General features: G+C 48.5%; 19 protein-coding genes and 2 tRNA genes. 6 read left to right on the forward strand and 15 right to left on the reverse strand.

All coding sequences use genetic code 11. The annotated features are described in order from the left end of the window. Positions 1–246 precede the first annotated feature (246 nt). The 3 genes from HMPREF9944_RS09620 to HMPREF9944_RS09630 all read right to left on the reverse strand — a co-directional run bounded on the left by HMPREF9944_RS09620 (position 247) and on the right by HMPREF9944_RS09630 (position 3,187). Positions 247–1,335: a hypothetical protein gene (locus HMPREF9944_RS09620; RefSeq protein ID WP_008566034.1), complete on the reverse strand. Its 1,089-nt coding sequence runs from the start codon at positions 1,333–1,335 to the stop codon at positions 247–249. 15 nt (positions 1,336–1,350) lie between these two features. Beyond that, positions 1,351–2,274 (reverse strand): tRNA threonylcarbamoyladenosine dehydratase, encoded by a 924-nt coding sequence (locus tag HMPREF9944_RS09625; protein WP_008566035.1) that lies wholly within the window; start codon positions 2,272–2,274, stop codon positions 1,351–1,353. Between the two features lie 139 nt (positions 2,275–2,413). Continuing rightward, a complete protein-coding gene (locus tag HMPREF9944_RS09630; RefSeq protein ID WP_155814666.1) occupies positions 2,414–3,187 on the reverse strand; it encodes a gliding motility protein GldB-related protein in 774 nt (257 codons plus the stop codon). A 190-nt stretch (positions 3,188–3,377) separates the two neighbouring features. Between HMPREF9944_RS09630 and HMPREF9944_RS09635 the strand changes: the two genes are divergently transcribed. After that, the gene (locus tag HMPREF9944_RS09635) at positions 3,378–4,622 is read left to right on the forward strand and encodes a DUF4861 domain-containing protein (RefSeq protein ID WP_008566037.1); all 1,245 of its coding nucleotides are present in this window, start codon (positions 3,378–3,380) and stop codon (positions 4,620–4,622) included. On the opposite strand, the gene HMPREF9944_RS09640 is transcribed toward HMPREF9944_RS09635, so the two are convergent. Both HMPREF9944_RS09640 and mtaB read right to left on the reverse strand, forming a co-directional pair. After that, positions 4,594–5,628 (reverse strand): glycosyltransferase family 2 protein, encoded by a 1,035-nt coding sequence (locus tag HMPREF9944_RS09640; RefSeq protein ID WP_008566038.1) that lies wholly within the window; start codon positions 5,626–5,628, stop codon positions 4,594–4,596. The genes HMPREF9944_RS09635 and HMPREF9944_RS09640 overlap by 29 nt on opposite strands. An 11-nt stretch (positions 5,629–5,639) precedes the next feature. Continuing rightward, positions 5,640–6,980, reverse strand: a complete 1,341-nt coding sequence (mtaB, locus tag HMPREF9944_RS09645) for a tRNA (N(6)-L-threonylcarbamoyladenosine(37)-C(2))-methylthiotransferase MtaB (RefSeq protein WP_008566039.1) — start codon at positions 6,978–6,980, stop codon at positions 5,640–5,642. A 107-nt stretch (positions 6,981–7,087) separates the two neighbouring features. On the opposite strand from mtaB, the gene HMPREF9944_RS09650 reads away from it, so the two are divergent. Next, a tRNA-Arg gene (locus tag HMPREF9944_RS09650) sits at positions 7,088–7,162 on the forward strand. A 530-nt stretch (positions 7,163–7,692) separates the two neighbouring features. Here the strand turns inward: HMPREF9944_RS09650 and HMPREF9944_RS09655 are convergent. The 4 genes from HMPREF9944_RS09655 to lon are packed head-to-tail and all read right to left on the reverse strand — an operon-like array spanning position 7,693 to position 14,142. Beyond that, positions 7,693–9,267: a DEAD/DEAH box helicase gene (locus tag HMPREF9944_RS09655; RefSeq protein WP_008566040.1), complete on the reverse strand. Its 1,575-nt coding sequence runs from the start codon at positions 9,265–9,267 to the stop codon at positions 7,693–7,695. A gap of 8 nt (positions 9,268–9,275) precedes the next feature. Continuing rightward, the gene (locus HMPREF9944_RS09660; RefSeq protein ID WP_044113620.1) at positions 9,276–10,550 is read right to left on the reverse strand and encodes an LptF/LptG family permease; all 1,275 of its coding nucleotides are present in this window, start codon (positions 10,548–10,550) and stop codon (positions 9,276–9,278) included. A gap of 5 nt (positions 10,551–10,555) precedes the next feature. Next, the gene (tgt, locus tag HMPREF9944_RS09665; RefSeq protein WP_008566042.1) at positions 10,556–11,683 is read right to left on the reverse strand and encodes a tRNA guanosine(34) transglycosylase Tgt; all 1,128 of its coding nucleotides are present in this window, start codon (positions 11,681–11,683) and stop codon (positions 10,556–10,558) included. Beyond that, complete coding sequence (gene lon / locus HMPREF9944_RS09670) at positions 11,680–14,142, reverse strand: endopeptidase La (RefSeq protein WP_008566043.1); 2,463 nt, start codon at positions 14,140–14,142, stop codon at positions 11,680–11,682. The genes tgt and lon overlap by 4 nt, the downstream gene beginning before the upstream one ends. Before the next feature lie 154 nt (positions 14,143–14,296). Here lon and HMPREF9944_RS09675 point away from each other — a divergent pair, with 154 nt between their 5' ends. Continuing rightward, complete coding sequence (locus HMPREF9944_RS09675) at positions 14,297–14,992, forward strand: tRNA1(Val) (adenine(37)-N6)-methyltransferase (protein ID WP_044113634.1); 696 nt, start codon at positions 14,297–14,299, stop codon at positions 14,990–14,992. Between the two features lie 897 nt (positions 14,993–15,889). Here HMPREF9944_RS09675 and HMPREF9944_RS09680 read toward each other — a convergent pair. Further along, positions 15,890–16,921 (reverse strand): diacylglycerol/lipid kinase family protein, encoded by a 1,032-nt coding sequence (locus HMPREF9944_RS09680; RefSeq protein ID WP_008566046.1) that lies wholly within the window; start codon positions 16,919–16,921, stop codon positions 15,890–15,892. A gap of 238 nt (positions 16,922–17,159) precedes the next feature. Here HMPREF9944_RS09680 and spt point away from each other — a divergent pair, with 238 nt between their 5' ends. Together spt and HMPREF9944_RS09690 are read left to right on the forward strand one after the other, a co-directional pair. Further along, positions 17,160–18,347 (forward strand): serine palmitoyltransferase, encoded by a 1,188-nt coding sequence (spt, locus tag HMPREF9944_RS09685; RefSeq protein ID WP_008566048.1) that lies wholly within the window; start codon positions 17,160–17,162, stop codon positions 18,345–18,347. Between the two features lie 155 nt (positions 18,348–18,502). After that, positions 18,503–18,576, forward strand: a tRNA-Pro gene (locus tag HMPREF9944_RS09690). A 38-nt stretch (positions 18,577–18,614) separates the two neighbouring features. Here the strand turns inward: HMPREF9944_RS09690 and HMPREF9944_RS09695 are convergent. The 4 genes from HMPREF9944_RS09695 to mltG form a co-directional block, all read right to left on the reverse strand. Then, a complete protein-coding gene (locus HMPREF9944_RS09695; RefSeq protein WP_008566050.1) occupies positions 18,615–19,253 on the reverse strand; it encodes a DedA family protein in 639 nt (212 codons plus the stop codon). Beyond that, positions 19,250–20,674: a tetratricopeptide repeat protein gene (locus tag HMPREF9944_RS09700; RefSeq protein WP_155814667.1), complete on the reverse strand. Its 1,425-nt coding sequence runs from the start codon at positions 20,672–20,674 to the stop codon at positions 19,250–19,252. Before HMPREF9944_RS09700 ends, HMPREF9944_RS09695 begins: the two co-directional genes overlap by 4 nt. A gap of 26 nt (positions 20,675–20,700) precedes the next feature. Beyond that, entirely contained in the window at positions 20,701–22,419 is a 1,719-nt protein-coding gene (locus HMPREF9944_RS09705) for a glutamine--tRNA ligase/YqeY domain fusion protein (protein WP_008566052.1), read from the reverse strand. A gap of 342 nt (positions 22,420–22,761) precedes the next feature. Next, positions 22,762–23,808, reverse strand: coding sequence for an endolytic transglycosylase MltG (gene mltG, locus HMPREF9944_RS09710; protein WP_044113621.1), 1,047 nt, complete (start codon positions 23,806–23,808; stop codon positions 22,762–22,764). A 110-nt stretch (positions 23,809–23,918) separates the two neighbouring features. Between mltG and HMPREF9944_RS09715 the strand changes: the two genes are divergently transcribed. Then, entirely contained in the window at positions 23,919–24,563 is a 645-nt protein-coding gene (locus tag HMPREF9944_RS09715) for an HAD family hydrolase (RefSeq protein WP_008566055.1), read from the forward strand. An 8-nt stretch (positions 24,564–24,571) separates the two neighbouring features. Here HMPREF9944_RS09715 and HMPREF9944_RS09720 read toward each other — a convergent pair whose 3' ends face one another. Then, positions 24,572–25,912, reverse strand: a complete 1,341-nt coding sequence (locus HMPREF9944_RS09720) for a TolC family protein (protein ID WP_008566056.1) — start codon at positions 25,910–25,912, stop codon at positions 24,572–24,574. Positions 25,913–26,400: the final 488 nt, after the last annotated feature.

A 26,400-nucleotide genomic window follows, 5' to 3' on the forward strand; every position in this document is an offset into this window, starting at 1 on the left:
CGTGCGTCCGCTCAAACAGTTATATGTATTCGTTCAAGAACCATGCTTTTGTATTTTATTCCCCTTGAGCGGACGCACGAGCCGTGAGTTCCTACATGCCCCTTACCCACAAATCATCTTATAATATGGCTAATCATAAAGTTCAATGTTCAAAATTCAATGTTCAAAGTCAAAGTCCCTACATCTTCGGCTTGGCCGTATTGCATGGGAATAGGGTTGATATAACGGCACGATACGCCAACGGCTTCAAACAGATTGATGGGAAAGGGGATTGATGTGTAGTGAATAGCGGCCGTTCTTGTATGTTATCTGCATGGAACGCCGTGAATGTTGCTTTGCAGAAAGGCTCAAAGCAACATGTCCCATCGTGCGGCGCAGGTTCAGTTCTACGCAAGGATGTATCTTTCCTTCGCCGACTATCATCATATCGATGCCGAAAGGACCGGCATATATGCCTTGAAGCTGCGCCGGCATGAAGTGTTTGACCGCGTCGCACAGGGTTTTCAAAACGGAAGATGAGGCATATCGCGACACAAGCTCTTGTTTGTCGGCTTCGTTGGCAAGGAGATTGCCGGCATAGGCACCGTTGACGGTGTGGAAAACGGAGAGTCCCAGATAGTCTACCGAGCCATTTTTGTGAGCATGGAACTCCATTCCGAAGTCGAACACCTTATTATAATAAGGCTCGGCCATGATATATCCCTGCTTTGCAATCACGTTTGTAATCCAACCTTGCAGGTGGGGCGTGATGCCTTCACGTTGCATGTCGACGTATCGCAGCCCTCTGCCGCTGCTGCTCCACGGTGCTTTCAGCACATATTGACGGAATGGGCCGTTGTCTGTGGCTTTCAGATGAGCGAAAAGCGCGCTATCGGAGCTGAAAGCATGGGCAATGCCCACCGCATCGGCGAGGCTTGTAACCAAATGGGGTAAAAGATACGTGGCACACCAGCCCCGGCTGCAAAGCGTTCTGTAGGCTTCTAATTGCGTTTGCGAGGGAAGCAGCTGGGAAAGTCGGCCACGTGACCGTTCCAAGAGCCGGTTTTGCAATGCAAGATTCCAGCCCCAAGGCATGATTTCTGTGTTCTCGAGGTCAAGATACGGCAAGTCTTCGTCGTCAATAAGACTAACCTTGGCTGCATATTTCTTCAGATAGGAAGGGATATCCTGATGCGCTTTGCTTTCCACGAGCACGAAATCGTCGTCGTCGGCCCACAAAGCAGGCAGGAAAGAGAGGTCATGTTGCAGCTGGCGGGCGGCATGTGGTAGCGTCACATACTTGCGGTGCTCGGCCAAGGCAATCTCATGTCCGGGGTTGAATATGTGTAGTTTCATCTTCTCGGTTGCGACTTAGAAACCTTCGGGCAGCTTGATGACGACCTTGTCATCTGTCCATGTGCCGTTCTTCTTGGCCGATGCGATGGCCTCATACCTTTCCTTGTGGCGTGCGGCCTTGGTTTCGGCCATTGTGACAGCCTTGTTGTTCTCAAATGCTTCGGGAAGTATGCGCATGGTGTTTGCCTTTTTGATGAGGTCTTTCACCACTTCGCCGCCGATAATCAGCCCGGCTGCGGCCGGAACCCACGCATTGCTTGCCGGAATATCCCTGCGGTCGGTGCATTTCCGCATGTCTTTATCGGGGCAAATGCAGTGAAAACGACAGCTGATGTTCGGGTCATCGATTTGCTTGAGCGGTTCTTCTTCGCTGTAAACCACCTTGAGTCGGGGGATATTCAACTTGCGGAGCTTCTTTCGGATAACCTTTGCAAGGGGGTCCATCTTGGTGTTATTGATGTCGGTCACGCGGAAAGCGGTCGCATCAAGCTTGTTGGCTGCACCCATGGAAGAGATGATTGGGACCTGAAGATGATGGCAACGCCTGATGAGTTCCAGCTTTGCACTGACGGTATCGATGCAATCCACCACGTAATCGAACAGTGACAAATCGACCGCATCGGCGTTCTCGGGCAAATAAAACATTTGATATTTGTGGACAATGCACTGGCGGTTGATATCGTGAATGCGTGCTTCGGCCACGTCAACCTTGTGCTTTCCAACCGTTGAAAGCAGGGCATAGAGTTGTCGGTTGATATTGGTCAGGCAGACACGGTCGTCATCAAAGATGTCCAACTCGCCTACACCGCTCCGCGCCAATACCTCTGTTACATAGCTACCCACGCCACCCATGCCGAAGACGGCTACGCGTGAGCCGGTCAAAGTGTCCATGGCCGGCTTTCCCATCAGCAGTTGTGTGCGTGAAAATTGATTTTGCATAAAAACGATTTGTCTCTTTTTTCGCCTGCAAAGGTAATACTTGCCATTGTAATTTCAAAACAAAAGCAGGGCTTTATGGAAGCAATTGCGTGCTTCGCATTTGTTGGTTACGGCTGAAACAAGGCCAGATCAAGGGTGGTTATTGCTTCAGTAAATCGGCTAAGGAAAGGTCCTTATGTGCCTTCATGTATTGCTCTACTTGGGCAACATATGGAGTTGAAAAGGCTTTATAGCCCACGAATGTATTTGCTGCATACATGATGCGTGCCATGTGCATGTCTTTTTCTTGCTGACTCCGTTGGTCGGCATCGTGAAGTGGGTATAAACTCAACAAATAAAAATTGAGACAATCGGGGACAATGTATGCGCGCATCATCGTGGCACGCTGGTCTTTGGCGTAATATTTCGCATATAGCGGATAGTCTTCGCCCAAATACTTGTCGAGTGACACGCCGATGATGTTCTCTCCCACGATGATGCTTTGGTCAAGTGCCCCGATTTGGGTGTAGACTTTGGGAATAACAAACTCCGGGAGTGCTTCTTTTGCCCTTCCGAAAGCCTGTGTAAGCGCCTTGTTGACGTCATCCATGTCGGCATATTGCGTTTCCACATCGGCAATAATGGTCTGCAGGACGGTGTCTTGGTAGAAGTTTAAGAACTTACTGTTGATATCCGGTTCGTAAACGGCGCCTAATTTGAGAACGTTTTCTATCAGTGTCCGCGTCTCAATGGCATATTCCGTGTTCATTTCTTGAAGCGCAGAGAAGTCACCGGTTGTCAGATAACGACTCTCCAAGCGGTCATAGCGCAGAACTTCTATCTTGTTCTGCGCCTCATCGTTGGGCCTTAACTTGATTTCACAAGCCACACAAAGCACCATCACTGCGAGAAATATGTAGTATATCTTCTTCAATCGACGGGGTTATTCATCAAGAACTTCGGCAAAAGTACTAAAATATCTGTTAATAAACAAACATTTTACTAAAAAACTTAAAAATAATGCGACGCAATATCCCTTTTAACTCAAAAAAAACAAAATAGAATTCTATAATCAAAAAAAATATTTATTTTCGCGAATCCGTACTCTTACATTGACATGACCAATGAAAACAAAGACCATTTTATGCTTTTTTCTCTTCTTTGTGCTCTCTTTAAAGGCCTTCGGAGAGGCTGAAGCCGACACGATTATCGTGAACATTGACTATTCGTATGATAGGCCATGGTTGAACTATCCCGTAGTAGTGTCGTTGAAGGACTATCCTTTTACAACCAGCTCCAGGGTTTATTTTGAGGGAAAAGAGCTGCCTTCGCAGCTTGATGATTTGGAAGGCGACGGCATAAACGACGAGATGTGCTTTCTTGTTGACCTGAAACGCAGTGGAACTTATACATGCAAGGTCGTCTTGGGCAAGACAGAAACACAAAAGGATTACCCACTACGTACCTATGCTGAGCTGCTATTGACGAATCCGAAGGTCAAAGATAAGACCAAACAGAATTTATATATCCGTCAACTCGTTGTCACAAACGAACTCGAAGACAGTTATCACTTGGTCCATCATCACGGGATAGCCTTTGAAAACGAGTTGATTGCATTGCGCATCTACTTTGATAAGCGGCAAACGCTCGACTTATATGGAAAGAAACGAATGGGCTTGGAGCTACACGACACGCAGTTTTACACGACGCAAGAACAAAGATTGCAAGGGTATGGAGAAGATATTCTGTGGACAGGAAACAGCATGGGCTTGGGTGCACTCCGTGGTTGGAGCAACGGAAAAACGCAAATGCTCGACGATGTAGCCCATCGTGGACAGCGAATTGTCTGTCATGGCCCTGTACGCACGATTGTCGAGATGAGCGACGGCGGTTGGCTTTGGAAGCAAGGACAGCGTGTCAACCTCACGGAACGATATACTTTGTATGCCGGGCATAGGGATATCTGCGTGGAAGCATGGGCCATTCCCGTAGCCGAGGGCCTAAGGTTTGCAACGGGACTCATGCACATGGCCGGTGCAAGCAAGCTTTCCGACCATAAAGGATTGCGGGGGCTTTGGGGAACAAATTGGCCGGCGAAGGACACAACCACGTGCATACAAGAGACTTTGGGAATGGGAATCTATGTTCCGGCAGCCTATTTACAAAAGGAACTTGCCTGCGATGGTTTGGACGATGCCTATGTCTTGGCCCCCGTAAACGGGCATTTAAAATATTATCTTACGTATTCCGCCGACAAAGAGACCTACGGCTATCATCAAGCATGCGACTGGTTTACCTATTTAAAGCAGTGGAAAGCACTGTTACTTGCCCAACCTCGGATCAAGATTTCGCGCAGGCATTCAAAATAGCAGTGAATGTTTTCCTGCCGTGTCTGTAGAATTGCCAGAGCAAAGAGAAGTCCTTGCGTTCGTCCACCCGCTTGTTGGTGCGCCGAGACTGCAAGCGTTTCCGGTCGTCTTCAAAGTCGTGACGCCACGCTTTGAATGCCCGTCGGGCCTTATAGATGGCTTTGAAGTCGGCAAGGTTACGATTTATAAGCAGCGTTTCCCATGCCGCGAGGTAATCGAGCATGTATCTCACGCGCATGGTGTGCCTCAATTCGTCGTCGGGCAGGTTCTTATAAAGCATCGTCAGGTTGTTGCGGAAGTTCAAGAACGTCTTCATCGGATTGCTCTTGGGCAGCGTTCCGCCTCCCACATGATAGACCTTGCTGCTTGGGATACACACGATTCTTCGGTTCATCAGGCGAAGTCGCCAGCACAAATCGATTTCCTCGTTGTGCGCAAAGAGTCTTCCATCCAAGGCACCTGCGTCCCAATAGTCTTTCGAACGTATCATCAGGCAGGCCCCTGTTGCCCACATCACATCGACAATACTGTCGTATTGTCCGTGATCTTCTTCGACAACATCGAATATTCTACCTCGGCAGAAGGGGTAACCATACCGGTCTATGAACCCGCCTGCGGCACCGGCATACTCAAACTTATTGCGATTGGCAACGGACAATAGTTTGGGTTGGCATGCCGCCGTGTCGGGATAGTGTTCCATATAGGCCAACAACGGGGTCAACCAGCCTTCGGTCACTTCCACATCGGAGTTCAACAGCAGATAATATTCGCTGTCTACCTGTTTCAACGCCCGATTATACCCTTCGGCAAAGCCGTGGTTCTTGCTTAACGGTATGGTCTCGACTTCGGGGAAATCCTCTTTCAGCATTGAAAGCGAGTCGTCCGACGACGCATTGTCGGCAACGATGATCCGTGCCTGATGCGAAGAATGTCGTATAACCGTGGGAAGATAGCGCCGCATCATCTCGCTACCGTTCCAATTCAAGATAACAATTGAAAGTTTCATACGCTTTGATGTCAAGTCAATTCGGCTTTCAACGCCGTTCCGTCATGGTTGAAGCCGCCCAGTCTGATGCTCATGATCTCGTTGTCATAAGCATCACGAGCCAGTGAAGGCGGCAGTTCAACGCGGATATAATTATCGGTAAACCCGTGCATGGCCTTTCCCCGATGTGCTTTCTCAAACAAAACGGGGCGCTCGGTACCGATATATTGTTCATAGAATGCATGCGTCTTCTCTTCGCTCATGGCCAGCAAGCGTTTCGAACGCAGCTTCTTCTCTTTCTCATCGACCACATAGGGAATGGTCAAAGCACTCGTTCCGGGGCGTTCGCTGTAAGGGAAGACGTGTAACTGCGTGACGGGAAGCCCGTCAAGAAACCGATAACACGCCTCGAAGAACTCCGGTCGTTCGCCACGGCTGCCCACCATGACGTCTACACCGATGAAAGCATCGGGCATCAACCTTTTTATCAACGCTATCTTACGCGCAAACAACGCACTGTCATACCGGCGGTGCATCAGTTTCAAGACCATGTCGCTCCCGCTTTGTAGCGGAATATGGAAGTGGGGCATGAAGGCTCTGCTGCCGGCACAATATTCGATGAGCTCGTCGTCAATCAAATCGGGTTCCAGACTGCTGATGCGGAACCGCTTGATGCCCTCGACCCCGTCTAAAGCCTTGACCAGATCGATGAAGCGTTCGTGGGTGGTTGTGCCGAAGTCTCCGATGTTCACACCCGTCAGCACGATTTCCTTACCTCCTTCAGCGGCCGCTTCTTCTGCCTGAGCCACCAATGAAGCGATGGAAGGACTGCGGGAGAGGCCCCGTGCATAGGGAATCGTGCAATACGTGCAGAAGTAATTGCAGCCGTCTTGCACCTTCAAGAAATATCTTGTCCGGTTTCCTTTCGAGCATGAAGGCTGGAAACGCTTGATGTCCTTGGTCTTCACGGCATGGAACGCATGGAGCGTCGTTCCTTCGGCCCTATGGATAAAAGCGTCGTTCAGGTATTGTATGAGGTCGGCTTTCTCATTGGAGCCGAGCACAAGGTCCACCCCTGCAATCTTGCTCACCTTCTCCGTCTCCAATTGTGCATAACAGCCCGTCACGATGATAAAGGCCCCGGGGTGTTCGCGCGCCATCTTATGAATGGCTTGGCGGCATTTGTGGTCGGCAACTTCGGTCACACTGCACGTGTTAATCAGGCAGATGTCGGCCCGTTCTCCCTTTTCGGCCGTAACCACCCCCATGTCGGCCAGCATTTTGCCGAAGGTAGACGTCTCCGAGAAGTTTAGCTTGCAACCAAGCGTATAGTATATGGCTTTCTTACCCTGAAAGGCGGAACTGTCAATCATATTGTTCGGTCATTTATCCCAATCAAGTCGCAAAGTTAGAAAAAACTTTTGATAATGTTTGCATATCTCATTAGAAAAGATTATTTTTGCACCTGCTTCACCATAGGGGTTCCGTAGCTCAGTTGGATTAGAGCAACAGCCTTCTAAGCTGTGGGTCTTGGGTTCGAATCCCAACGGAATCACTTCTCCTGTCAGCAATCCACAACCAATCATGCTTCCCTTTTTCAAGTATGCGTCCTTAAGGACTTATACTTAAGGTCGTCGAGGACTTATACTTAGACTCCTTGAGGAGTTATACTTAAAGGTGTCGAGGACTTATACTTAGACTCCTTGAGGACTTATACTTAGTGTCCTTTAGGACAGATAGTATGTGTAGGATTGGACAGATACTATCTATACAAGAGGATAGATACTATCTGTAGGAGAGGACAGATACTATCTGTACGATTGGACTCCTATTGGAGGTCGGTTAGGACTCCTATTGGAGGTATGAAAGGACTTCCAATAGAGGTACGATAGGACTTCTATTGGAAGTGCAAGAGGATTACTATTGGTAGTCCTCGACCTTTCCTATAAGGAACTGTCGAGACTTCCTTATATGAAAGGTAGAGGGTTTATATAAGGAAAGGTCAAGGCTTCCTTATATGAAAGGTAGAGGCTTCCTTATATGAAAGGTAAGGCCTTTGTTATAGGGTTGTGATGTAAGAGCCTCCTATTTCATTCTGAATATCTTCTTGAAGAACTTCTTGATGCCGCTTTCCTGCTTGGCCGGTTGTGCCGTGAGGGGTTTGGACGGCCGGTTCTGTGCCCGCTTCTCGCCCTGCGGGTGGTTGCGTTTCTTGTAGTTGCCTTCCACGTTTCCGCGCCGCTTGTTGCGAGTAGGAGATGCCGTGCGTGGCTCGTTGTTCTTCTCGCCCGGTCGGTTGCTGTCGCGCTTCTCGTTGCGTGGCCTGTTGTTATTGTTGCGGCGGTTGCCGGTGCGTTGCTCCTTAGTCGCTTCTTCGCTGCGAGACGGAGCCTCGGCATTGTTGCGTTGGCGGCGGTTCTGCTGTTTCTTGTCCTTGTGGGCAGTGTGGTCACGGTCGTTGCGGCGGCGAGCCTTGGCCGAGGTGCCACGCTTGGGCTTTCCTGCCGACTTGTATTCGGGTGCTTCGCCCAGTCCTGCAGGCAGCGGGGTCTTCTCTACTTCCTTGCCGAGGAACTTCTCTATCTGCTGGAAGTAGTAGATGTCTTCTTCCGAGACGAAGGTGATGGCTGCGCCGGTGCGGGCTGCGCGGGCCGTACGTCCGATGCGGTGCACGTAGTCTTCGGCATCGTGGGGCACATCGTAGTTGATGACCATGGCAATGTCGTCGATGTCGATGCCGCGGGCCACGATGTCGGTGGCCACGAGTACGTCGAGTTGGCCGCTCTTGAACTTGAACATCACGTCGTCGCGCATGGCTTGGTCGAGGTCGGAGTGCATCTCTCCGCAGTTGATGTGCTTGCGTTGCAGGGCTCCGGCCACTTGTTTCACCTTCATCTTGCTGCCGCAGAAGATGATGACGCGCTTGAGGTCGCCGTTCTTGAAGATATCTTTGATAATGCCCATCTTCTGGGTCTCGTGGCAGACGTAGGCGCTTTGCCGTATCTTCTCGGCCGGTTTGCTCACGGCCAGCTTGATGACTTTCGGGTTCTTGAGCAGCGTCTTTGCCAGTTCTTCAATCTTGTCGGGCATCGTGGCCGAGAACATGATGGTCTGACAAGTCTTTGGCAGTTCCTTGGCTATCTTGAGAATGTCGTCCGAGAAGCCCATGTCGAGCATGCGGTCGGCCTCGTCTAAGATGAAGAACGAGACCTTGCTGAGGTCTACGTTGCCCAGACTGATGTGCGAGATGAGGCGCCCCGGCGTGGCAATCACCACGTCGGCACCGAGCTGCAGGCTTTTGAGTTCTTGGTCATAGCGGTTGCCGTCGTTGCCGCCATACACGGCAACGCTGCTCACTCCGTTGAGGTAATAGCCGAAGCCTTGCATGGCTTGGTCGATTTGTTGGGCCAGTTCGCGGGTCGGACTCATGATGAGGCAGTTGATGGCCTTGTCGGGGAAGCCTCCGTCGTCGAGCTTGCTCAATACGGGCAGCAGGTAGGCGGCGGTCTTTCCCGTTCCGGTCTGTGCCACGCCGAGCACGTCGTTGCCTTTCAGGATTTCGGGGATACAGTTCTCTTGTACAGGAGTGCACTTGTCGAAGTGCATGTCGTAGAGTGCGTCGAGCACGTTGTTGTTCAGTTCTAATTCGTCAAAATACATAATGATAGTTAGTTTGGTGCCTGTCGGTAGCAGAAGTATGCCACGACGGCAAAGATGAGGTTTGGAATCCATGCCGCGATGATGGGTGGAAGATTGGCATTGATGGCAAACGTTGATGAAACGGTCTGCAGCATGATATAGATGAAGCTCAGGGCCAGACCGATGCCCAGATACATGCCCATTCCGCCTTTTCGCTTCTTGGCAGAGAGGGAAAGCCCGATGATAGTCAGGATAAACGAGGCGAAGCTGGCCGATATCCGCTTGTGGTATTCCACCTGATACTGCACCACATTGCTTGAACCACGGTCAATCTGCTTTGAGATATAGTCACTAAGTTCGGGATTCGTGAACGTCTCTTGTTGGCCTCTGGAGTAGACAAGGTCGGTAGGTTCCATCATAATCAGTGTGTCCTTCTTCGCTCCGCTTTCGATTTGTTCACGATAACCGTTGAACTTTCTGATCTTATAACTCGTCGTTGTCCAATGATACTTCGAGTCGCTCACCGTGTCGTATTGTATCTCCATGGCCGTCATGTGGCTGACGAGCTTCTTCTCTTGGAACTTGTCCAACGAGAAGCCATAACCTTTCTTGGCATTATTGTCATAGTGTTGGATATAGGCGATGGTTCCTTTGCCCACTTGTAGCATGACATTGTCGGCTGCAGTGCTCTTCTTCTTGTTTTTATACAGCGATTCGAAGTTCTGACGTATGACATTACCGTGGGGAATGACATAGCCGCTGAGATAGAACGACGTTGCGGATATCAGAATACATGAGATCATATAGGGACGCATCAACCGTTTGAAAGAGACTCCGGCGGCCAACATGGAGATGATTTCACTGTTTCCGGCAAGCTTTGAAGTAAAGAAGATGACGGCGATGAAGACGAAGAGCGGACTGAAAAGATTGGCAAAATAGGGAATGAAGTTCAGGTAATAGTCAAACACGATGGCTTTCAATGGTGCGTGATATTCGCTGAATTTCGCCAAGTTCTCATTGACATCGATAACGATTGAAATGCTGATGATCAGTGCAATGGAATAGATATAGGTGCCGATGAACTTCTTGATGATATACCAATCCAGCCGTTTGATGTAGCGGAAAGGATTGACAATCCGAAGCCAACTCATTCGCTCTGCCGTCCATTTCACTGCCCGTTGCAACCACAGTGTGTGGCACATGAGCCAATGAAACAGCCGATGCAGCCACGCCGGATGAGTGCTCAACCAACGCAGCATGCGATACCATCTGGTATGTTTCCTTATCTTACTGAATGCTGTCATTGTTGTCATAATCGTTGACCGAGCCTTTCGATGACCGACTTCTTCCATGTCACGAAGTCACCCTGCTCGATATGTTGCCGGGCATCGGTCACCAAACGCAGGTAAAAGGCCAAGTTATGGATGCTGCCAATCTGCATGGCCAACAGTTCTTTGGCCTTGAAGAGATGATGAAGATAGGCCTTTGAATAGACTTTATCCACATCGCAGCCCTCGGAATCGATGGGCGTGAAGTCGTTCTCCCATTTCTTATTGCGCATATTCATCGTACCATTATAGGTGAAGAGCAATGCATTGCGCCCGTTTCGGGTCGGCATCACGCAGTCGAACATGTCCACTCCGCGCTCAATGGCTTCCAGAATGTTCTGTGGGGTGCCCACACCCATGAGGTAGCGGGGCTTGTCTTTTGGTAGAATCTCATTCACAACCTCAATCATTTCATACATCACCTCGGTCGGTTCTCCCACAGCCAAGCCACCGATAGCGTTCCCGTCAGCTTCCTTATCGGCAACGAACTTGGCAGCTTCTCGCCGTAAATCCTTGTAAGTGCAGCCTTGTACGATGGGGAAAAGGCTCTGATGATAGCCGTAAAGCGGTTCGGTTTCGTTGAAACGTTTGATGCAACGGTCGAGCCAACGCTGCGTCAAGGCGAGGCTTTTCTGGGCATATTGGTAGTCGCTTTGCCCCGGAGGACACTCGTCAAGGGCCATCATGATGTCTGCACCGATGACTCTTTCCGTGTCCATCACGTTCTCCGGCGTGAAGATATGTCTGCTTCCGTCGATGTGGGATTGGAAAGTGCACCCCTCTTCTGTCAGCTTTCGGATGCCTGTAAGCGAGAAAACCTGAAACCCACCGCTGTCCGTCAGGATAGGACGTTCCCAACCATTGAAGCCATGAAGGCCACCGGCGCGTCGCAAGATGTCAAGTCCGGGACGCAGATATAGGTGATAGGTGTTGCCAAGAATGATTTGGGCATTCACTTGTTCGCGCAGTTCGCTGAAGTGAACTCCCTTTACCGTTCCCGCAGTTCCCACGGGCATGAAGATCGGAGTCTTGATTTTTCCGTGGTCAGTTGTGATGAGTCCGGTCCTTGCATCGCTGGCGTTGTCGGTGTGTTGAACCTCAAATGTCATTTCCCTTCTCCTTTTTCTTCGGGAATAGTGAACGTAATGGCGTTGTCCACACGCTCATCAGTGAGGGCAAAATCCCATACCTGACGGATATTTTCAACATAGTGGAACTCGACACCCGTGCGATATTTCTCGGGAATCTCCTCGATATCCTTCATGTTTTCCTTGCACATCACGATGTCGGTGATGCCGGCTCGCTTGGCAGCTAATATCTTTTCTTTGATGCCACCGACGGGAAGCACCTTGCCACGCAGTGTGATTTCGCCTGTCATGGCAGTGTTCTTGCGCACTTTTCGTTGCGTGATAGCCGAGGCAATCGACGTGGCTATCGTGATACCGGCCGATGGACCGTCTTTCGGTGTGGCCCCTTCTGGCACGTGGATATGAATGTTCCAGTTGTCGAAAATACGATAATCAACACCCAATTCGCTCACGTGGGCCTTGACATATTGCAGGGCTATCATGGCCGACTCTTTCATCACGTCGCCCAAATTACCCGTCAATGTGAGCTTGCCTCCCTTAGCTTGGTTGAGAGAAGTCTCGATGAAGAGAATCTCACCGCCCACACTGGTCCACGCCAGACCTGTAACAACGCCGGCATAACCGTTACCTTGATAGATATCACGATAGAAAGGAGGCTTCCCGAGCAGCCCTTCTATCTTGTCAGGTGTGATGTCCGGGCTTTCAATCTCACCCTTTACGGCCTTCTGATAGGCCAGCTTTCGCAGGGCTTTGTTGATTTGTTTCTCCAGCTGTCTGACGCCACTTTCACGGGTATATTGCTCAATGATCTTCTCTAAAGCAGCCTTATTGAACTTCACTTTTGGTTCAATCGTGTTCAATCCATTGTTTTCAAGTTCCTTCGGAATAAGATGTCGTTTGGCAATCTCAATCTTTTCTTCGGTGATATAGCCGCTCACTTCGATGATTTCCATACGGTCGAGCAGCGGACGCGGTATGGTATTGAGGTCATTGGCCGTAGCAATGAACAATACTTTCGATAAGTCGTAGTCCACATCAAGGTAATTATCGTGGAATGCTTTGTTCTGTTCGGGGTCCAACACCTCAAGCAATGCTGATGAAGGGTCACCGTTGATGGTGTTCTGTGTGATCTTATCTATCTCGTCAAGGATAAATACCGGATTACTTGAGCCTGCTTTCTGAATGTTCTTGATGATGCGGCCCGGCATGGCACCGATATAGGTCCTGCGATGCCCGCGAATTTCCGACTCATCATGCAGACCTCCCAATGAGACACGCACATATTTGCGGTGCATTGCCTCGGCGATACTTTTGCCCAACGAGGTTTTTCCCACGCCGGGAGGGCCATAAAGACAGATAATCGGCGACTTAAGGTCACCCCGCAGCTTCAATACTGAGATGTATTCCAAGATTCTTTCTTTCACTTTCTCCATGCCATAATGGTCGCGATCAAGCGTCTTTTCGGCCTTCTTCAGGTTAAGGTCGTCTTTTGTATAGATGCCCCAAGGCAGGTTGACCATGTTTTGAAGATAGTTAAGCTGCACACTATACTCCGGACTTTGCGGATTATAGAGTTCCAACTTATCGAGTTCTTTATAGAAAGTCGCTGCAACTTCCTCGTTCCATTTCTTTCCTTTGGCCTTTTCCTGCAGTTCGCGGTGTTCAGGAGAGCCGTCTCCGTGGCCCAACTCTTCTTTGATGTTCTTGATTTGCTGTTGCAAGAAATACTCCCGCTGCTGTTCGTCGAGGTCCATACGCGTCTTTTGGCGTATATCTTGCTTGAGTTTCAGGAGTTGGGTCTCGCGGTCAAGTGTTTTCAGCAGGCTGTAAGCCCGCTTTTTCGTGTCATCTATCTCCAACAGGTTGACTTTATCCTTGATACTGAAAGGCAGATTGCTGCACACATAGTTGATGGTGACCACCTTGTTCTGTACGCTTGCCAAGGCATATTGGGCCTCGTCGGGCATATCTTCATTGAGCGAGATATATTCTTTTGCGCTTTTCAGCACCGTTTCGCATACGGTTGTAAACTCCTTGTCCGTTTCTTTGGGGAGCGATTCGGCATTTGGCGAGACAATACCAGCGAAATAGGGCTTTGTTTTGGTCAGATTGTCCAGCGTACAACGGCCGAGTCCCTGCACAATGGCAGTGATATTATTACCCGGACCGGGCATTTCGATGACTTTCACCATTCTTGCATAAACTCCCGTGGCGTAAAGGTCTTTGAACGACGGGTTGTCTACGTTGGAATCTCGCTGACAGAAGATGCCAAACATGGCTTCGGGATGTTTCTCGAGATAGGAAATCAGCTTTATGCTGGGCTCCCTTCCTATCAGAATAGGGGAAACCACGCCCGGAAAAATCACCAGATTGCGGGTCGTAAGAATGGGAATCTCGCCCTTGATGTCGGTGTTGAGCAGACTCGAAATGTCACCGTCATAGTCGGCAATCATCTGTATTGATGTATTCTTGTTGTTCATTTGTATGCTATTTGAAACCTATTGGACTGCAAAGATACGCTTTTTAAATCAGAAATCCGGCATGCAGCGGCACATTTTCCAATAAATGATGTGTAAATCCGCAAAATGTATAAAATAAACCGCCATTCCCGACGTTAATGAAGAGGACAGAATGATGGGCAACAATGTTTTCATATTCAAGGAATTTGCTGTCAAACAGGACGCATGTGCCATGAAAGTGGGTACCGATGGCGTCTTGTTGGGGGCGTGGGCACGTGGTGGAAGCCGCGTACTTGACATCGGAACGGGCACGGGATTGATTGCGTTGATGATGGCGCAACGCTTTCCCAAGGCCGAAATCGAGGCCATAGACATAGCCGAAGCGGCCTGTCTGCAGGCAAAAGAGAATGTTGCGAACAGCGTTTTTGCCCGTCGAGTGCGCGTCGTTCAGGCTGCATTGCAGCAGTATGTCGGCCCCGAAGGCTTCGATTGTATCGTCAGTAATCCTCCTTTTTTCGTCGATTCGCTGCACAATCCTGATGCCCTGCGTAGCATGGCCCGCCATACTTCCACCTTGTCCTATCGCGAATTGTTTGCCGGAGTGGGGCGTTTGCTGGCGCCGGAAGGTCGCTTTTCGGCCATTATTCCGGCCGATTGCCGGTCGCGTTTCATGGCTGAAGCAACGCTCTTCGGCTTTTCTTTGTCGCGTATCTGCGGTATCAGAACGGTAGAACACAGGCCCGTGAAGCGTTATTTGCTGGAGTTCCGACCCGAATTTTGCCCAGAACCCGAAGCAGAAACCGTGGATTTGATGGCTAATGGTGAACGTTCGGCGTGGTATCAAGGCCTGACAGCTGATTTTTATTTATGAGGTTCGGTTGCCAAACGGCGTTGCGGTTGGTTTGCGGAGGCAATCTTCCTTTTTGATGGAGATTTTTTAACAGCTACATGCGTTCGTTTTGTAATTTATTTGACAAAACCTTTCATGAGATTTCCATATTCCCGACCGAATGTTTACAGCTTCCGAATACGCGAGTTTTGCGCATGTTTGTGAGCCATTGTTTTGAATTGAGTTTGGCATATCGTTCAAATTGAAACGGAAACATGCGCGAAATGGAGTGTAATTACGTGTAGAACGAGTTGAGCGGACGCATGAATGGAGGTGCAATCATGCATGGAACGTGCTGAGCGGACGCACGGACCGTGCGTCCCTACATGCTTTCAGCTCGTTATAGGCGCAATCCTATAAGGCATCGTGGGGGCAAACGGTCTGTTATAAGTGCAATTCGGCAAGGTGTTGTAGGGACGCACGGCTCGTGCGTCCGTTCAAATGGGGCACAATCACGGGCATGTTTCAGCATGATTTGGCGGAGTGGACGCGTGAACCGTGCGTCCGCGGCAGGTTACATCACCCATTTTGCCGTGCAATATGACTGATATGAGCGCGCAAAATAGGTGAAACCGCTGTGCAAAATAGCTGAAATCACCATGCAACATGGCTGCGATTGATGGGCTTCTGAAGCCAAGAAGAGGAAAACCGATAGGAAAAATGTCGAAAAGCCTCGCTCATATTTCTATTTTATCACATTCATCGAGCGGTTTTTTCAACTAAAAATCTTTACAATATATAGCTGAAAACCCATGCTTTCTGCAATGCGATGATGCCGTTCCGACCAGCAAATAACTTTCGGTCTGCATCGTTTCCGTGCGCACGGTCGGCCATTTTGACCGACTTTCTCGCTGCGGGAACGGCACAAGGGTAGGGGGACTACAGGTTTAATCTTCGCAGAATGGTTTTGTTGATGGCCTGAATATGCCGGCTTTGGCGGTGAATGTCGTGCCGCAGGTCGTTGAACTGGTTGAAAAGGTCGGCTGCAGCATTCTGCACGGCATTGGGTTTTCGCAGTCGTTTGTCGCCGTTCGGGTTGACAATGATGTTGATTCCCTTTGCTTTCAGCTCAATGTTGATGTCTTCACCGGTCATAACGGGGTCGCCATCGTAGTGGATATAGCCCGGTTTGTCACGGTGGATATGCAGTTGCTTGCACTTGAACGTCTTGATTTTTGAGTTCTTGTCGAGCGTTTTGTTGAACATTTCGATGCTGATTTGCGGTGCGTCGAGCACGCCGAAAGGCTGCATAACGATGATGTCCATCAGTCCGTCGCTCATGGAAGCCTGCGGGGCAATGTAGGCATTGTTACCATATTGCGAGGCATTGGCGCACGAAATGAGGAATGCTTTGAGGCGTGTCGTGCCGTTCTCTTCGCGTATCTCGTAGGTCTCGGGCTTGTAACTCAGTCCCCCTCTCAGCACGTTTTCCACATAGGTGATGGGCCCACGCTTACCGGCTTCAGCAAATTTGTGACTGATAAAAGCGTCGAATCCCATGCCACATGTGCAGAAAAACGGGTGACCATTGATGATGCCATAGTCGAGTTGATGGATTTTGCAGGCGTTGATGATTTGAATGGCCTTCGTGATGTTGAGGGGAAGCAACAGATGACGGGCCAAACCGTTGCCCGATCCGCAGGGAATGATGCCCAAGGCTGTCGGCGAATGGACGATGGCGCGGGCCACCTCGTTGACGGTTCCGTCGCCACCAACGGCAACGACAATGGGCACGTGGTGCTCTTTGGCTTCGGTGGCGAGTTCGGTTGCGTGTCCGGCATAAGCCGTCAGCTTGATTTCGTAATCGAAAGCATTGTGATCGAGATAGCGTTCGATGAGTTTTGGGATTCCGGCCTTACTGATTGTCCCCGAAATGGGGTTCATGATGAAAATGATTTTCTTTTTCTCCATCTGTTGTTTGGTCTGTTTTGCATAGATATCTGTGCGTGCAAGGCAAACAAGTTCTTGTGTTTTGCCGGGTGCAGCCGTTTATTTTTGCAAAGATAATCATTTGAGTTGTATGATGTTTTTTTCTTTATGATATTTTGACGAAATAGTATATTTCTTATGAAAATGTTCATCATCTGTGTAATTTTTTGTATCTTTGCAGCCTAAAAGTATTAAAAGTAGTTTTCTACACCTATTTGAAATGGGACAATTACAAGAAAGATACAAGAATTATCGCGAGCCTCAGAAGTTCATAGAGGCTGGTGTGTATCCTTATTTTCGCGCGATTACGAGCAAACAGGGTACAGAAGTTGAAATGGCAGGCCATAAAGTCTTGATGTTTGGCTCGAATGCCTACACAGGATTGACGGGTGACGAACGCGTGATAGCTGCAGCGAAGCGCGCTTTGGACAAATATGGCTCGGGTTGTGCAGGAAGTAGGTTCTTGAATGGCACACTCGACATACACGTTCAGCTGGAAAAGGAGCTTGCGGCCTTTATGCAGAAAGATGATACGCTGTGTTTCTCTACCGGTTTCTCTGTAAATCAGGGCGTTTTGGCCCAAGTGGTGGGCAAGGGCGACTATATCATTTGCGACGACCGCGACCATGCAAGCATTGTTGATGGCCGTCGCTTGTCTTTTGCACGTCAGTTGCATTACAAGCACAACGACATGGAAGACTTGGAACGCGTGTTGAAAGGCATTCCAAAGGAGGCTATCAAGCTGATTGTGGTCGATGGCGTGTTCTCCATGGAGGGCGATTTGGCCAAATTGCCCGAGATAGTCGAGCTGAAGCATAAGTATAACTGTTCCATCATGGTCGATGAGGCACATGGTTTGGGTGTTTTCGGCAGACAAGGTCGTGGTGTTTGCGACCATTTCGGGCTCACCGACGAGGTCGATCTGATTATGGGAACCTTCTCAAAGAGCTTGGCTTCCATCGGTGGTTTCATAGCTTCGGACAAGGATACGATTAATTTTCTGCGCCATACCTGCCGCACTTATATCTTCAGTGCGTCCAACACGCCGGCTGCAACGGCTGCAGCAATGGAGGCACTTCACATCATTCAGAACGAACCGGAGCGTATTGAGCATCTTTGGGAAGTGACGAATTATGCCTTGAGACGCTTCCGTGAGGAGGGATTTGAGATTGGTGAGACCGAGAGTCCCATCATACCTTTGTATGTACATGACGTAGACAAGACGTTCCTTGTGACCAAATTGGCCTTTGATGCTGGTGTCTTTATCAATCCGGTTATCCCACCTGCGTGTGCACCTCAGGACACTTTGGTGCGCTTCGCCCTGATGGCCAGCCACACGAAAGAAGAAGTTGAGCGTGGTGTTCAGGCTTTGAAAAAGATATTCGTGGAGCAGGGAATCATCAAATAAGCCGTTTCACGATATAAAATAAAAGAGGTTGCAAGTTGATTGCAGCCTCTTTGTTCATTACGGACGGTCTTTTCGTTAAAAAAGTAATGGTTTTATTTGGCGAACTTAAATAAAAGCACTACCTTTGCACACGCAAACAAATAGATGATTTGCAGCGGGGTGTAGCGCAGCCCGGTAGCGCTCCTGGTTTGGGACCAGGCGGCCGCAGGTTCGAATCCTGTCGCCCCGACGCAAAGACAATCTCTTTTCGAGATTGTCTTTTTTTGTTTACTCCTTGTTTCTGCCTTGTTTGCGTTTCATATACCATTTGAATAGGAAATACAGACAGGCGATGGCTACCGCTGCAACGAGGAAAAGCTTGATATATTCGCCATACTCCATGATTTTATCATTCAGTTGGTCTTCAGGAACGGCTGAATGTAGATACCAACCTAAGGCTGCAAGAATGAAATTCCATGCGCCGGCGCCGATGGTTGTGTAGAGAAGAAACTTCCAATATCCCATCTTTGACAGGCCGGCCGGTATGGAAATGAGATGTCGGATGCCCGGAAGTAGACGGCCAGTGATAGTGGCTACCATGCCATGATCATAGAAATACTTCTCGCTTTTCTCTACTTTCTGTTGATTAAGTAGGCACATCTTGCCCCATTTGCTGTTGGCAAAGCGATAGATAATGGGGCGTCCTAAATAGTAACCTGCAAGATAATTGATTGTAGCACCGCAATCGGCACCGAGCGTAGCGAACAAGATTATCAGCCAAATGTCTAAGTTTCCGCCTGCAGCATGATAGGCGGCAGGTGAGACAACCAGCTCGGAAGGCACGGGAATGACAGTGCTTTCGAGCAGCATTAAAAAGAAAACAGTACCGTAATTGAGATTTCCTAACAGGGTTGATAGCCAGTTCATGTGTTATTTTTGTGGTTGATGAGATATTTATAATAGTCTTCGGGTTCCATTTCTTCAGGAAAATAGGGCCCTAAGACAATCTTTGCATCTAAAGGAGTGTAGTGTATGGCCTTCTTAACTGCCTCTTCATACTCTCTCTGATAACCTAAATTCTTACAGCAGACAGCAAGATAAGGATACACGGGCACTTGAGGTTCCACCAAAACCTTGGCTATGTGATTGAGGATTCCATAGGCAGAATCGGGGAAACCGTTGTCAAGAAACGACACACCTATCTTGAGATAGATCTCCGGATCGTTCTTACTTTCGGCCAAAGTGTCATGGAATATCTTGGTAGCCTTGTCTATTTCTTTGTGTTCAAGATAGAGATGTCCGCGGGTTAATGCCAACTCCAATGGGTCGCTTTGCTTCATTTCTCCACATCGATCGATATAGGATAAGGCCTCGTCGAGCCTATCTTGTTTTGAAAGAACAGCGGCAATCTGTAGATAAACCTGTAGGCGAAATTGATTGTTGCCATGGCATAGCAACGCTGCCTTATAGAGATGGGCGAGAGATTCGTCATATTTCTGCATGTCAGCCAGCACCACTCCCTCGAGCATTTCACCGTTGGCTTCGTTTGGACTCAGCGTCGTGAACCGTCTGAAATACTTCAATGCTTCTTCATGATTGCCCAAAGCAAACAGGGCATTGCCTTTGTTGAGTACGGCTTCTGGGTCGTTTGGATTGATGGCAATGGAGTATTCACTACTCGAAATGCTCTCTGTAAGCTTGTTTCTCAGTAGCTGCGTGGCCGCTAAATGGTTCCAATTGTTTGACGAGAAAGGGTCTTTATCTATCAAGTCTGTAAAAATCTGCTCGCTTTCTTCCAAGTGGCCGAGTCCCATTTCTATTCTTCCCATGGTCTCCCAGTAGTCAGGATCCTCGGTATCTTCACAGCGGTCGATCCATTCCTTGGCCAATTCAAACGCTTCGTAATCGGCAAAGAGAATGGCTACTTCCATGCAGTAACTGTCGAGTTCATCGTCTTCAACATTGTTCATATGGCTTTTAAGATACCGATTAGCCGCTTCCTGATTGCCTTCGGCGATTTTAACTTCGGCCGAAGTGTAGCAATATTCCAGACTGTCTTTGTCTGTAATCAATGACAAAAAGTGCTTGGCTCCGTCGATACTGTCCTCGAGCATCAGGGCCATTCGGGCTCTGAAGGCAAGTGGAAGCACTGAGTCGGGAAACAAACGAATGGCATAATCAATCGTTTCGATGGCTTCGTCGGTTCTGTTGTTCCGGTCGTAATAGTCGGCAATGGACGTAAGTACATCGGAGTCAAGATATATTTCTTGTCCCATCCGGCGTGCTTTTTCGTATTGTTGCAAAGCTTCTCGGAATTCCTCGCTGTCGAAATGATTTTGATTATTCAATGTATTGAGATGCTATTCTGCGTGAATTACTGTCTGTTGCTTTGTTTTGCCCAGGTATCTTTCAGCCCTACAGTCTTATTAAATACGGGATGTTCGGGTGTAGAATCCAAGTCGGCCATGAAATATCCCGTGCGTTGAAACTGCAGATATTCGCCGGATTGCCGACTTGCTGCATAGTCTTCAACATAGCAATTGGTGTGAACTTTCAAACTTTCCGGGTTCAGTAGTTCGCGGAAATCGCGCTCGTCGGCCGACGGATTCTCTGTGTTGAAGAGCCGATCGTACTCACGTACCTCTGCTTTCCGACAGTGATCGACCGACAACCAATGGAGTGTTCCCTTCACTTTTCGGTTGGATCCTTCCATTCCGCTCTTGCTTTCGGGGTCGTATTCGGCCTGAATTTCTATGATATTTCCTGCTGAATCTTTCGTGCATCCCGTGCATTTTACGATGTAAGCACTCTTCAATCGAACCTCTTTTCCGGGTGTCATGCGAAAGAACTTCTTGGGAGCTTCTTCCATAAAATCGGCCCGTTCAATCCATAACGTCTTTGAGAAAGTAATCGTATGGCTGCCACTTTGGTCGTCTTCTGGATTGTTGATAGACTCCATTTCCTCTGTTTTTCCGTCGGGATAATTGGTGATAACGAGCTTCACAGGGTCGAGAACAGCACTTAAACGCGTGGCTTTCTTGTTCAAATCTTCGCGCACACTGGCTTCAAGGAGAGCCATATCATTGAGGGCATCAAACTTGGTATAGCCGATGGAATCAATGAAATTGCGAATGCTTTCGGGGCTGTAACCGCGCCGACGCATGCCACATAGCGTCGGCATACGGGGGTCGTCCCAGCCTTTAACGAGGTGTTCGTCGACCAAGGTATGGAGCTTTCGCTTGCTCATTACGGTGTAAGTGAGGTTCAATCGATTGAACTCAATCTGTCGGGGACGGTTGTCTTGCAACTTGTCTGCCGTGCCATCCATTTCTTTCAGATAGTCGATGAACTTGTCATATAGCGGACGATGAGGCACGAACTCCAAGGTACAGATGGAATGGGTGACTCCTTCAAAGTAGTCACTCTGCCCATGTGCGAAGTCATACATCGGATAGCAATGCCACTTGGTGCCTGTTCGGTGATGCGGAGTCTGTATGATTCGGTACATGATAGGGTCACGAAAGTGCATATTAGGATTGGCCATGTCGAGTTTGGCACGCAATACCATGCTGCCTTCCACAGCTTCTGGCGTGTTCATCTGGGCAAACAAGGCTAGGCTTTCCGCTATCGGTCGGTCGCGATAAGGGCTGGCTATGCCCGGTGTTGTAGGCGTTCCTTTTTGTGAGGCAATCTCTTCACTCGTCTGTTGGTCGATATATGCGTATCCGTTCTTAATCATCCAAACGGCAAATTCCCACAGCTTTTCGAAGTAATCCGAGGCATAATAGATGTTGCCCCACTTGAAACCGAGCCACTTGATGTCGTTGAGAATGTTCTCAACATACTCATTATTCTCTTTACTTGGGTTCGTATCGTCGAAGCGAAGATTGCATATTCCGTTGTATTTCTCTGCAACTCCGAAGTCCATGCAGATGGCTTTGGCATGCCCGATGTGAAGATAACCATTGGGTTCCGGCGGGAAACGCGTCTGAATTCGGCCTCCGTTCTTACCTTGGGCGAGGTCTTCTTCGACAAATTGCTCCACGAAACTAATGCTTTTCTTCTCTTCGCTGTTCTCTTCTTTTATTGCCATGATGTATGTTCTTTATTTATATTATGTTGCAAAGATACTGCAATCGGTCGGAAAAGCAAAGGAAAATCTTTATTTTTCTTGCCGATACATGGTCTGTAGTCGGCCATCCTGAGCTTGAAAGGCATTTGATTCAGGGACAGACAAGACCACTTTAAGCTGAAAAATATGTTTATAAACATAAAAAAAGATTTGCACATCAAATGAAAACGCCTTACCTTTGCAATCGTTATCCTGAATACAATCTTTTTACCTTAAAAAAGCTAGTACCTATTGAGAATGATGTCGCTCTCTGTGAAGAGAGCGGCATTTTTTTATTTCATTTTAATTGTGATTTTTGTTGAGTTATTTTATACCTCTTTCGTTCAGCGCTTTTGAATATTTTTCAGCATTTTGCATGTGTTCCTGATAGGTATGCGCGAAATTATGCGTGCCACTGAAATCCTCTTTGGCGCACATATAGAGATAATCATGGTGCACATGGTTCAAAACGGCATCGATACCGGCCACGGAAGGAATGCGAATTGGCCCCGGAGGAAGCCCCGGATTCTTGTACGTGTTGTAGGGACTCTTGATGTACAGCAGGTTGTTATAGATGCGTTTCAGGCCGAATTTCTTCCATGCGAACTTGATGGTAGGGTCTGCCTGCAGTGGCATTCCTTTCGGATATTCGGCATTTCGCAGCATCAAACGATTGTAATACATGCCGGCAATCATGGGTTTCTCTGCATTATTGGCGGTTTCTTCGTCTATAATGCTTGCCAACGTGACGACTTGATTGGGAGTCAGGTTCATTTGCCGCGCTTTTTGTGTGCGTTGGAAGTTCCAAAACTTCTTATTCTCCCTTTGCATGCGTTCCATAAACTTGTCAATGGAAACATTCCAATAGATGTCATACGTATTGGGAATGAACATACAGGCGATGGTGGCCGTGTCATATCCGTATTTTCTGCAAGTTGCCTCGTCGGTGAGGGCCTTATAGAGTTCAACACTGTCGATCAAGAGCTTCTTAGACACTTCGGCAGCCAACTTATCCAAGGTCCTTACACTCGGAATAGTCAGGTTTATCGGTGTCTGGAGCCCGTTCTTCATATGCCGAAACACCGTCAATGCGCCATCATTACTGTTGATGGCATAGCGTCCGGTCTTCACTTTATGCTTGTAATCAAAGTGCCGTGCCAATGTTTTGAAAGCGCACATGCCATGCTTTGATGCAAAGGGTTCCAGCTTGTTGTACACAGAATCGATGTTATCGTCCTTGTCGATATAGACGTATTCCGTCTCATTCATGGAAGAGAAGCCTGAGAAGAAGTAATAGTAGACAACGCCCATGATGACTGCAATGCAGGCAATGGCGGGGAGGATATACCTTTTCTTAAAGTCTTTTTTCATAATCTCAATATTGAAAATCGTGCACAAAGGTACACCATTTTTTTTATCTAAGTGAGAAGAATGGCTTTTTTTTATTACCTTTGTATGGCATTATCAAATACTTTCTTGCGATGATGAGTTATCAAACCTATATTTTCGATTTGGACGGTACGTTGCTTGACTCGCTGACCGACCTTGCTAACGGCTGCAACCATGCGCTTCGGTGCAATGGTATGGCCGAACGGAGCATCGAAGAGGTGAGAATGTTTGTCGGAAACGGGGTGAAGAAGTTGATGGAACGGGCTGTTCCCGGCGGTTCCGACAATCCTTTGTTTGCCAAAACCTATCAAGATTTCCGTGAATATTACCTTGTTCACAGTCTCGATCACACGTGTCCGTATGCGGGAATAGAGGGAATGCTGTGCGATTTGACCGCTGCCGGGAAGCAGATTGCCGTGGTCAGCAATAAGTTTTATGCTGCAACGCAAGCCCTTGTGGCCCATTTCTTCGGCGATAAGATAAGGGTTGCCATCGGTGAACGAGAGAATATCCGAAAGAAACCGGCCCCCGACACGGTGAATGAAGCCTTGAAACAGCTCGGAGCAGCACGCGAAACGGCAGTCTATATCGGTGACAGTGATGTCGATATACAGACGGCTTGCAACAGTGGAATGCCGTGCATCAGCGTGTTGTGGGGCTTCAGAAGCAAGCAGTTTCTCCTTGATCACGGAGCAACGACGTTCATAGAAAGCCCTTCAGCACTATTGGATATTTAGTGACACGCCTATTTCAACACGCCGTTTTGATAGAATTTGAGCAAATTGATGTTCAATATGGCGAGGTATTTACTTTGCAATTCGTTTTGCCGGGCCTTGAGAAGGTTGTCTTTTCCCGTCATTAATTCAACGATATTCTTCAGCCCCAATCTGAATTGTTCGCTCAGAAGTGTGTAACTTTCCTTTGCGCTCAGACTGCTTACTTGTGCACTTCGGAACATTCTTTGGTTGTTGTTGGCTTGCAGCCAATAGTTTTCTATGGTGGAGTAGAGGGTGGTCTGCTTGTCTTGCAAGTCGAGAAGATAACCGGAACGCTGGATTCGGGCCTTGTTGATGCTTGTTTTTGCCTGCCGATTATCGAAGAGTGGGACGCTTATAGTGACTCCTCCGCCCAGCACAAGATTGTTTCTCATCTGACTGTTCCATGCATTTTTGTTCATAGAAGTGGTGTTTGTGCTGAACCCGGCCGACAATCCTACCGTCGGCATACGCAGGGCTTGGGCCATTTTTATGCTCAATTCGCTGCTCTCAATGGCTAATTTTGCGTTCTTGATTTCAGGCCGGTTGGCCACCGCTTGCTCGTAAACGGCGTTGAGATTCGGTATGAGTTCCATCGCCATTTCATCGGTTGTCTCGGGCACAATCACGTCAAATGCCTCGTCAGTCAGCTGAAGCAATTGTTTCAACTGCCTTTTGTAGTCTTTCAAATGGCTTTCTGCTTGTACGATGGCATACTCATCCTGTGCACGTTGCGCCGTTAACTGGGCTAAATCTGCCTTGCTCATCTTGCCTATAGCGAGCATTTCCTTTCCCCGCTCCTCGTTTTTCGTGCTCGTGGAAAGGCTCTCTTGGTTCACTTTAATAGCCTCGTCGGAGTATAATATCTGCACGAAGAGTTGGGCAATCTGCTCGGTAAGCGTGTTAGCCGTGGTTGCCGAGTCCAGTTCGGCCTGCTTTGCTGCATACGAATTCAGCTTTACTTGATTGCGGTTTCGGTTGCCATTCCACACCGTCCAATTGGCATTCAGCGCATAACTTCCGTTATAATAGACCTTGTCTACACTGGTTTGCACCTTCGTTCCAGCCACAACTGCACTTCCCGTTTCGGGCCATGGCGTGTAAGAAACGTTCTGCGAAGTGCTCAAAGAGAGCGAGGGAAGCAGTGCGGCCTGACTTTCTTTGAGGTCTTCCCAAGCCGTTTTCTTTGTCAATAGGTTCTTTTTCAGGGCGATGTTGTGCTGTAATGCATAGTCGATACACGCTTTCAAGGTCCAGTTTTTGGCCCGAAGTTGCATCGGAAGTGCCGTCAATACAATCCCTAAAAGTAGGATTTTCCGGTTTGTTTTCATTTCAAGTTCGGTTTATTCCGGGTTTCGTTTCACAATTATCAATTAGATGTTGCTCATCGCTAAATCGTTTACATCGCCCGATTTTATTAACATTATTTGTAGAAATGTGTCATAGGGGGAGCCCACCCCCGGCCCCTCCCGAGGGAGGGGAGCCCGAGCTTGCGGGCAATAGTAATCAATAGGGAGGCCCACCCCCAGCCCCTCCCAAGGGAGGGGAGTATGAACTTGCATGCAATAGTGTTTGTTTTGATAATCAATAACTTACACCTCGCGTTTCAATTTCAGCTATATTACCGTGCAATCTCAGCCATTTTACGTAGTAATATGGCCCATATTAGCACGCAATATGGTTGAGATTGCAAAGAAGCCTTTCCTACCTTGCCCGCAAGTTCACATTCCCCTCCCTCGGGAGGGGTTAGGGGTGGGCTCTCCATCTCCTCTGTTTTGCCCACAAATTCACATTCCCCTCCCCTGGGAGGGGTTAGGGG

Origin of the sequence: Segatella maculosa OT 289 (assembly GCF_000243015.1) — a bacterium.
Lineage (GTDB): Bacteria > Bacteroidota > Bacteroidia > Bacteroidales > Bacteroidaceae > Prevotella > Prevotella maculosa.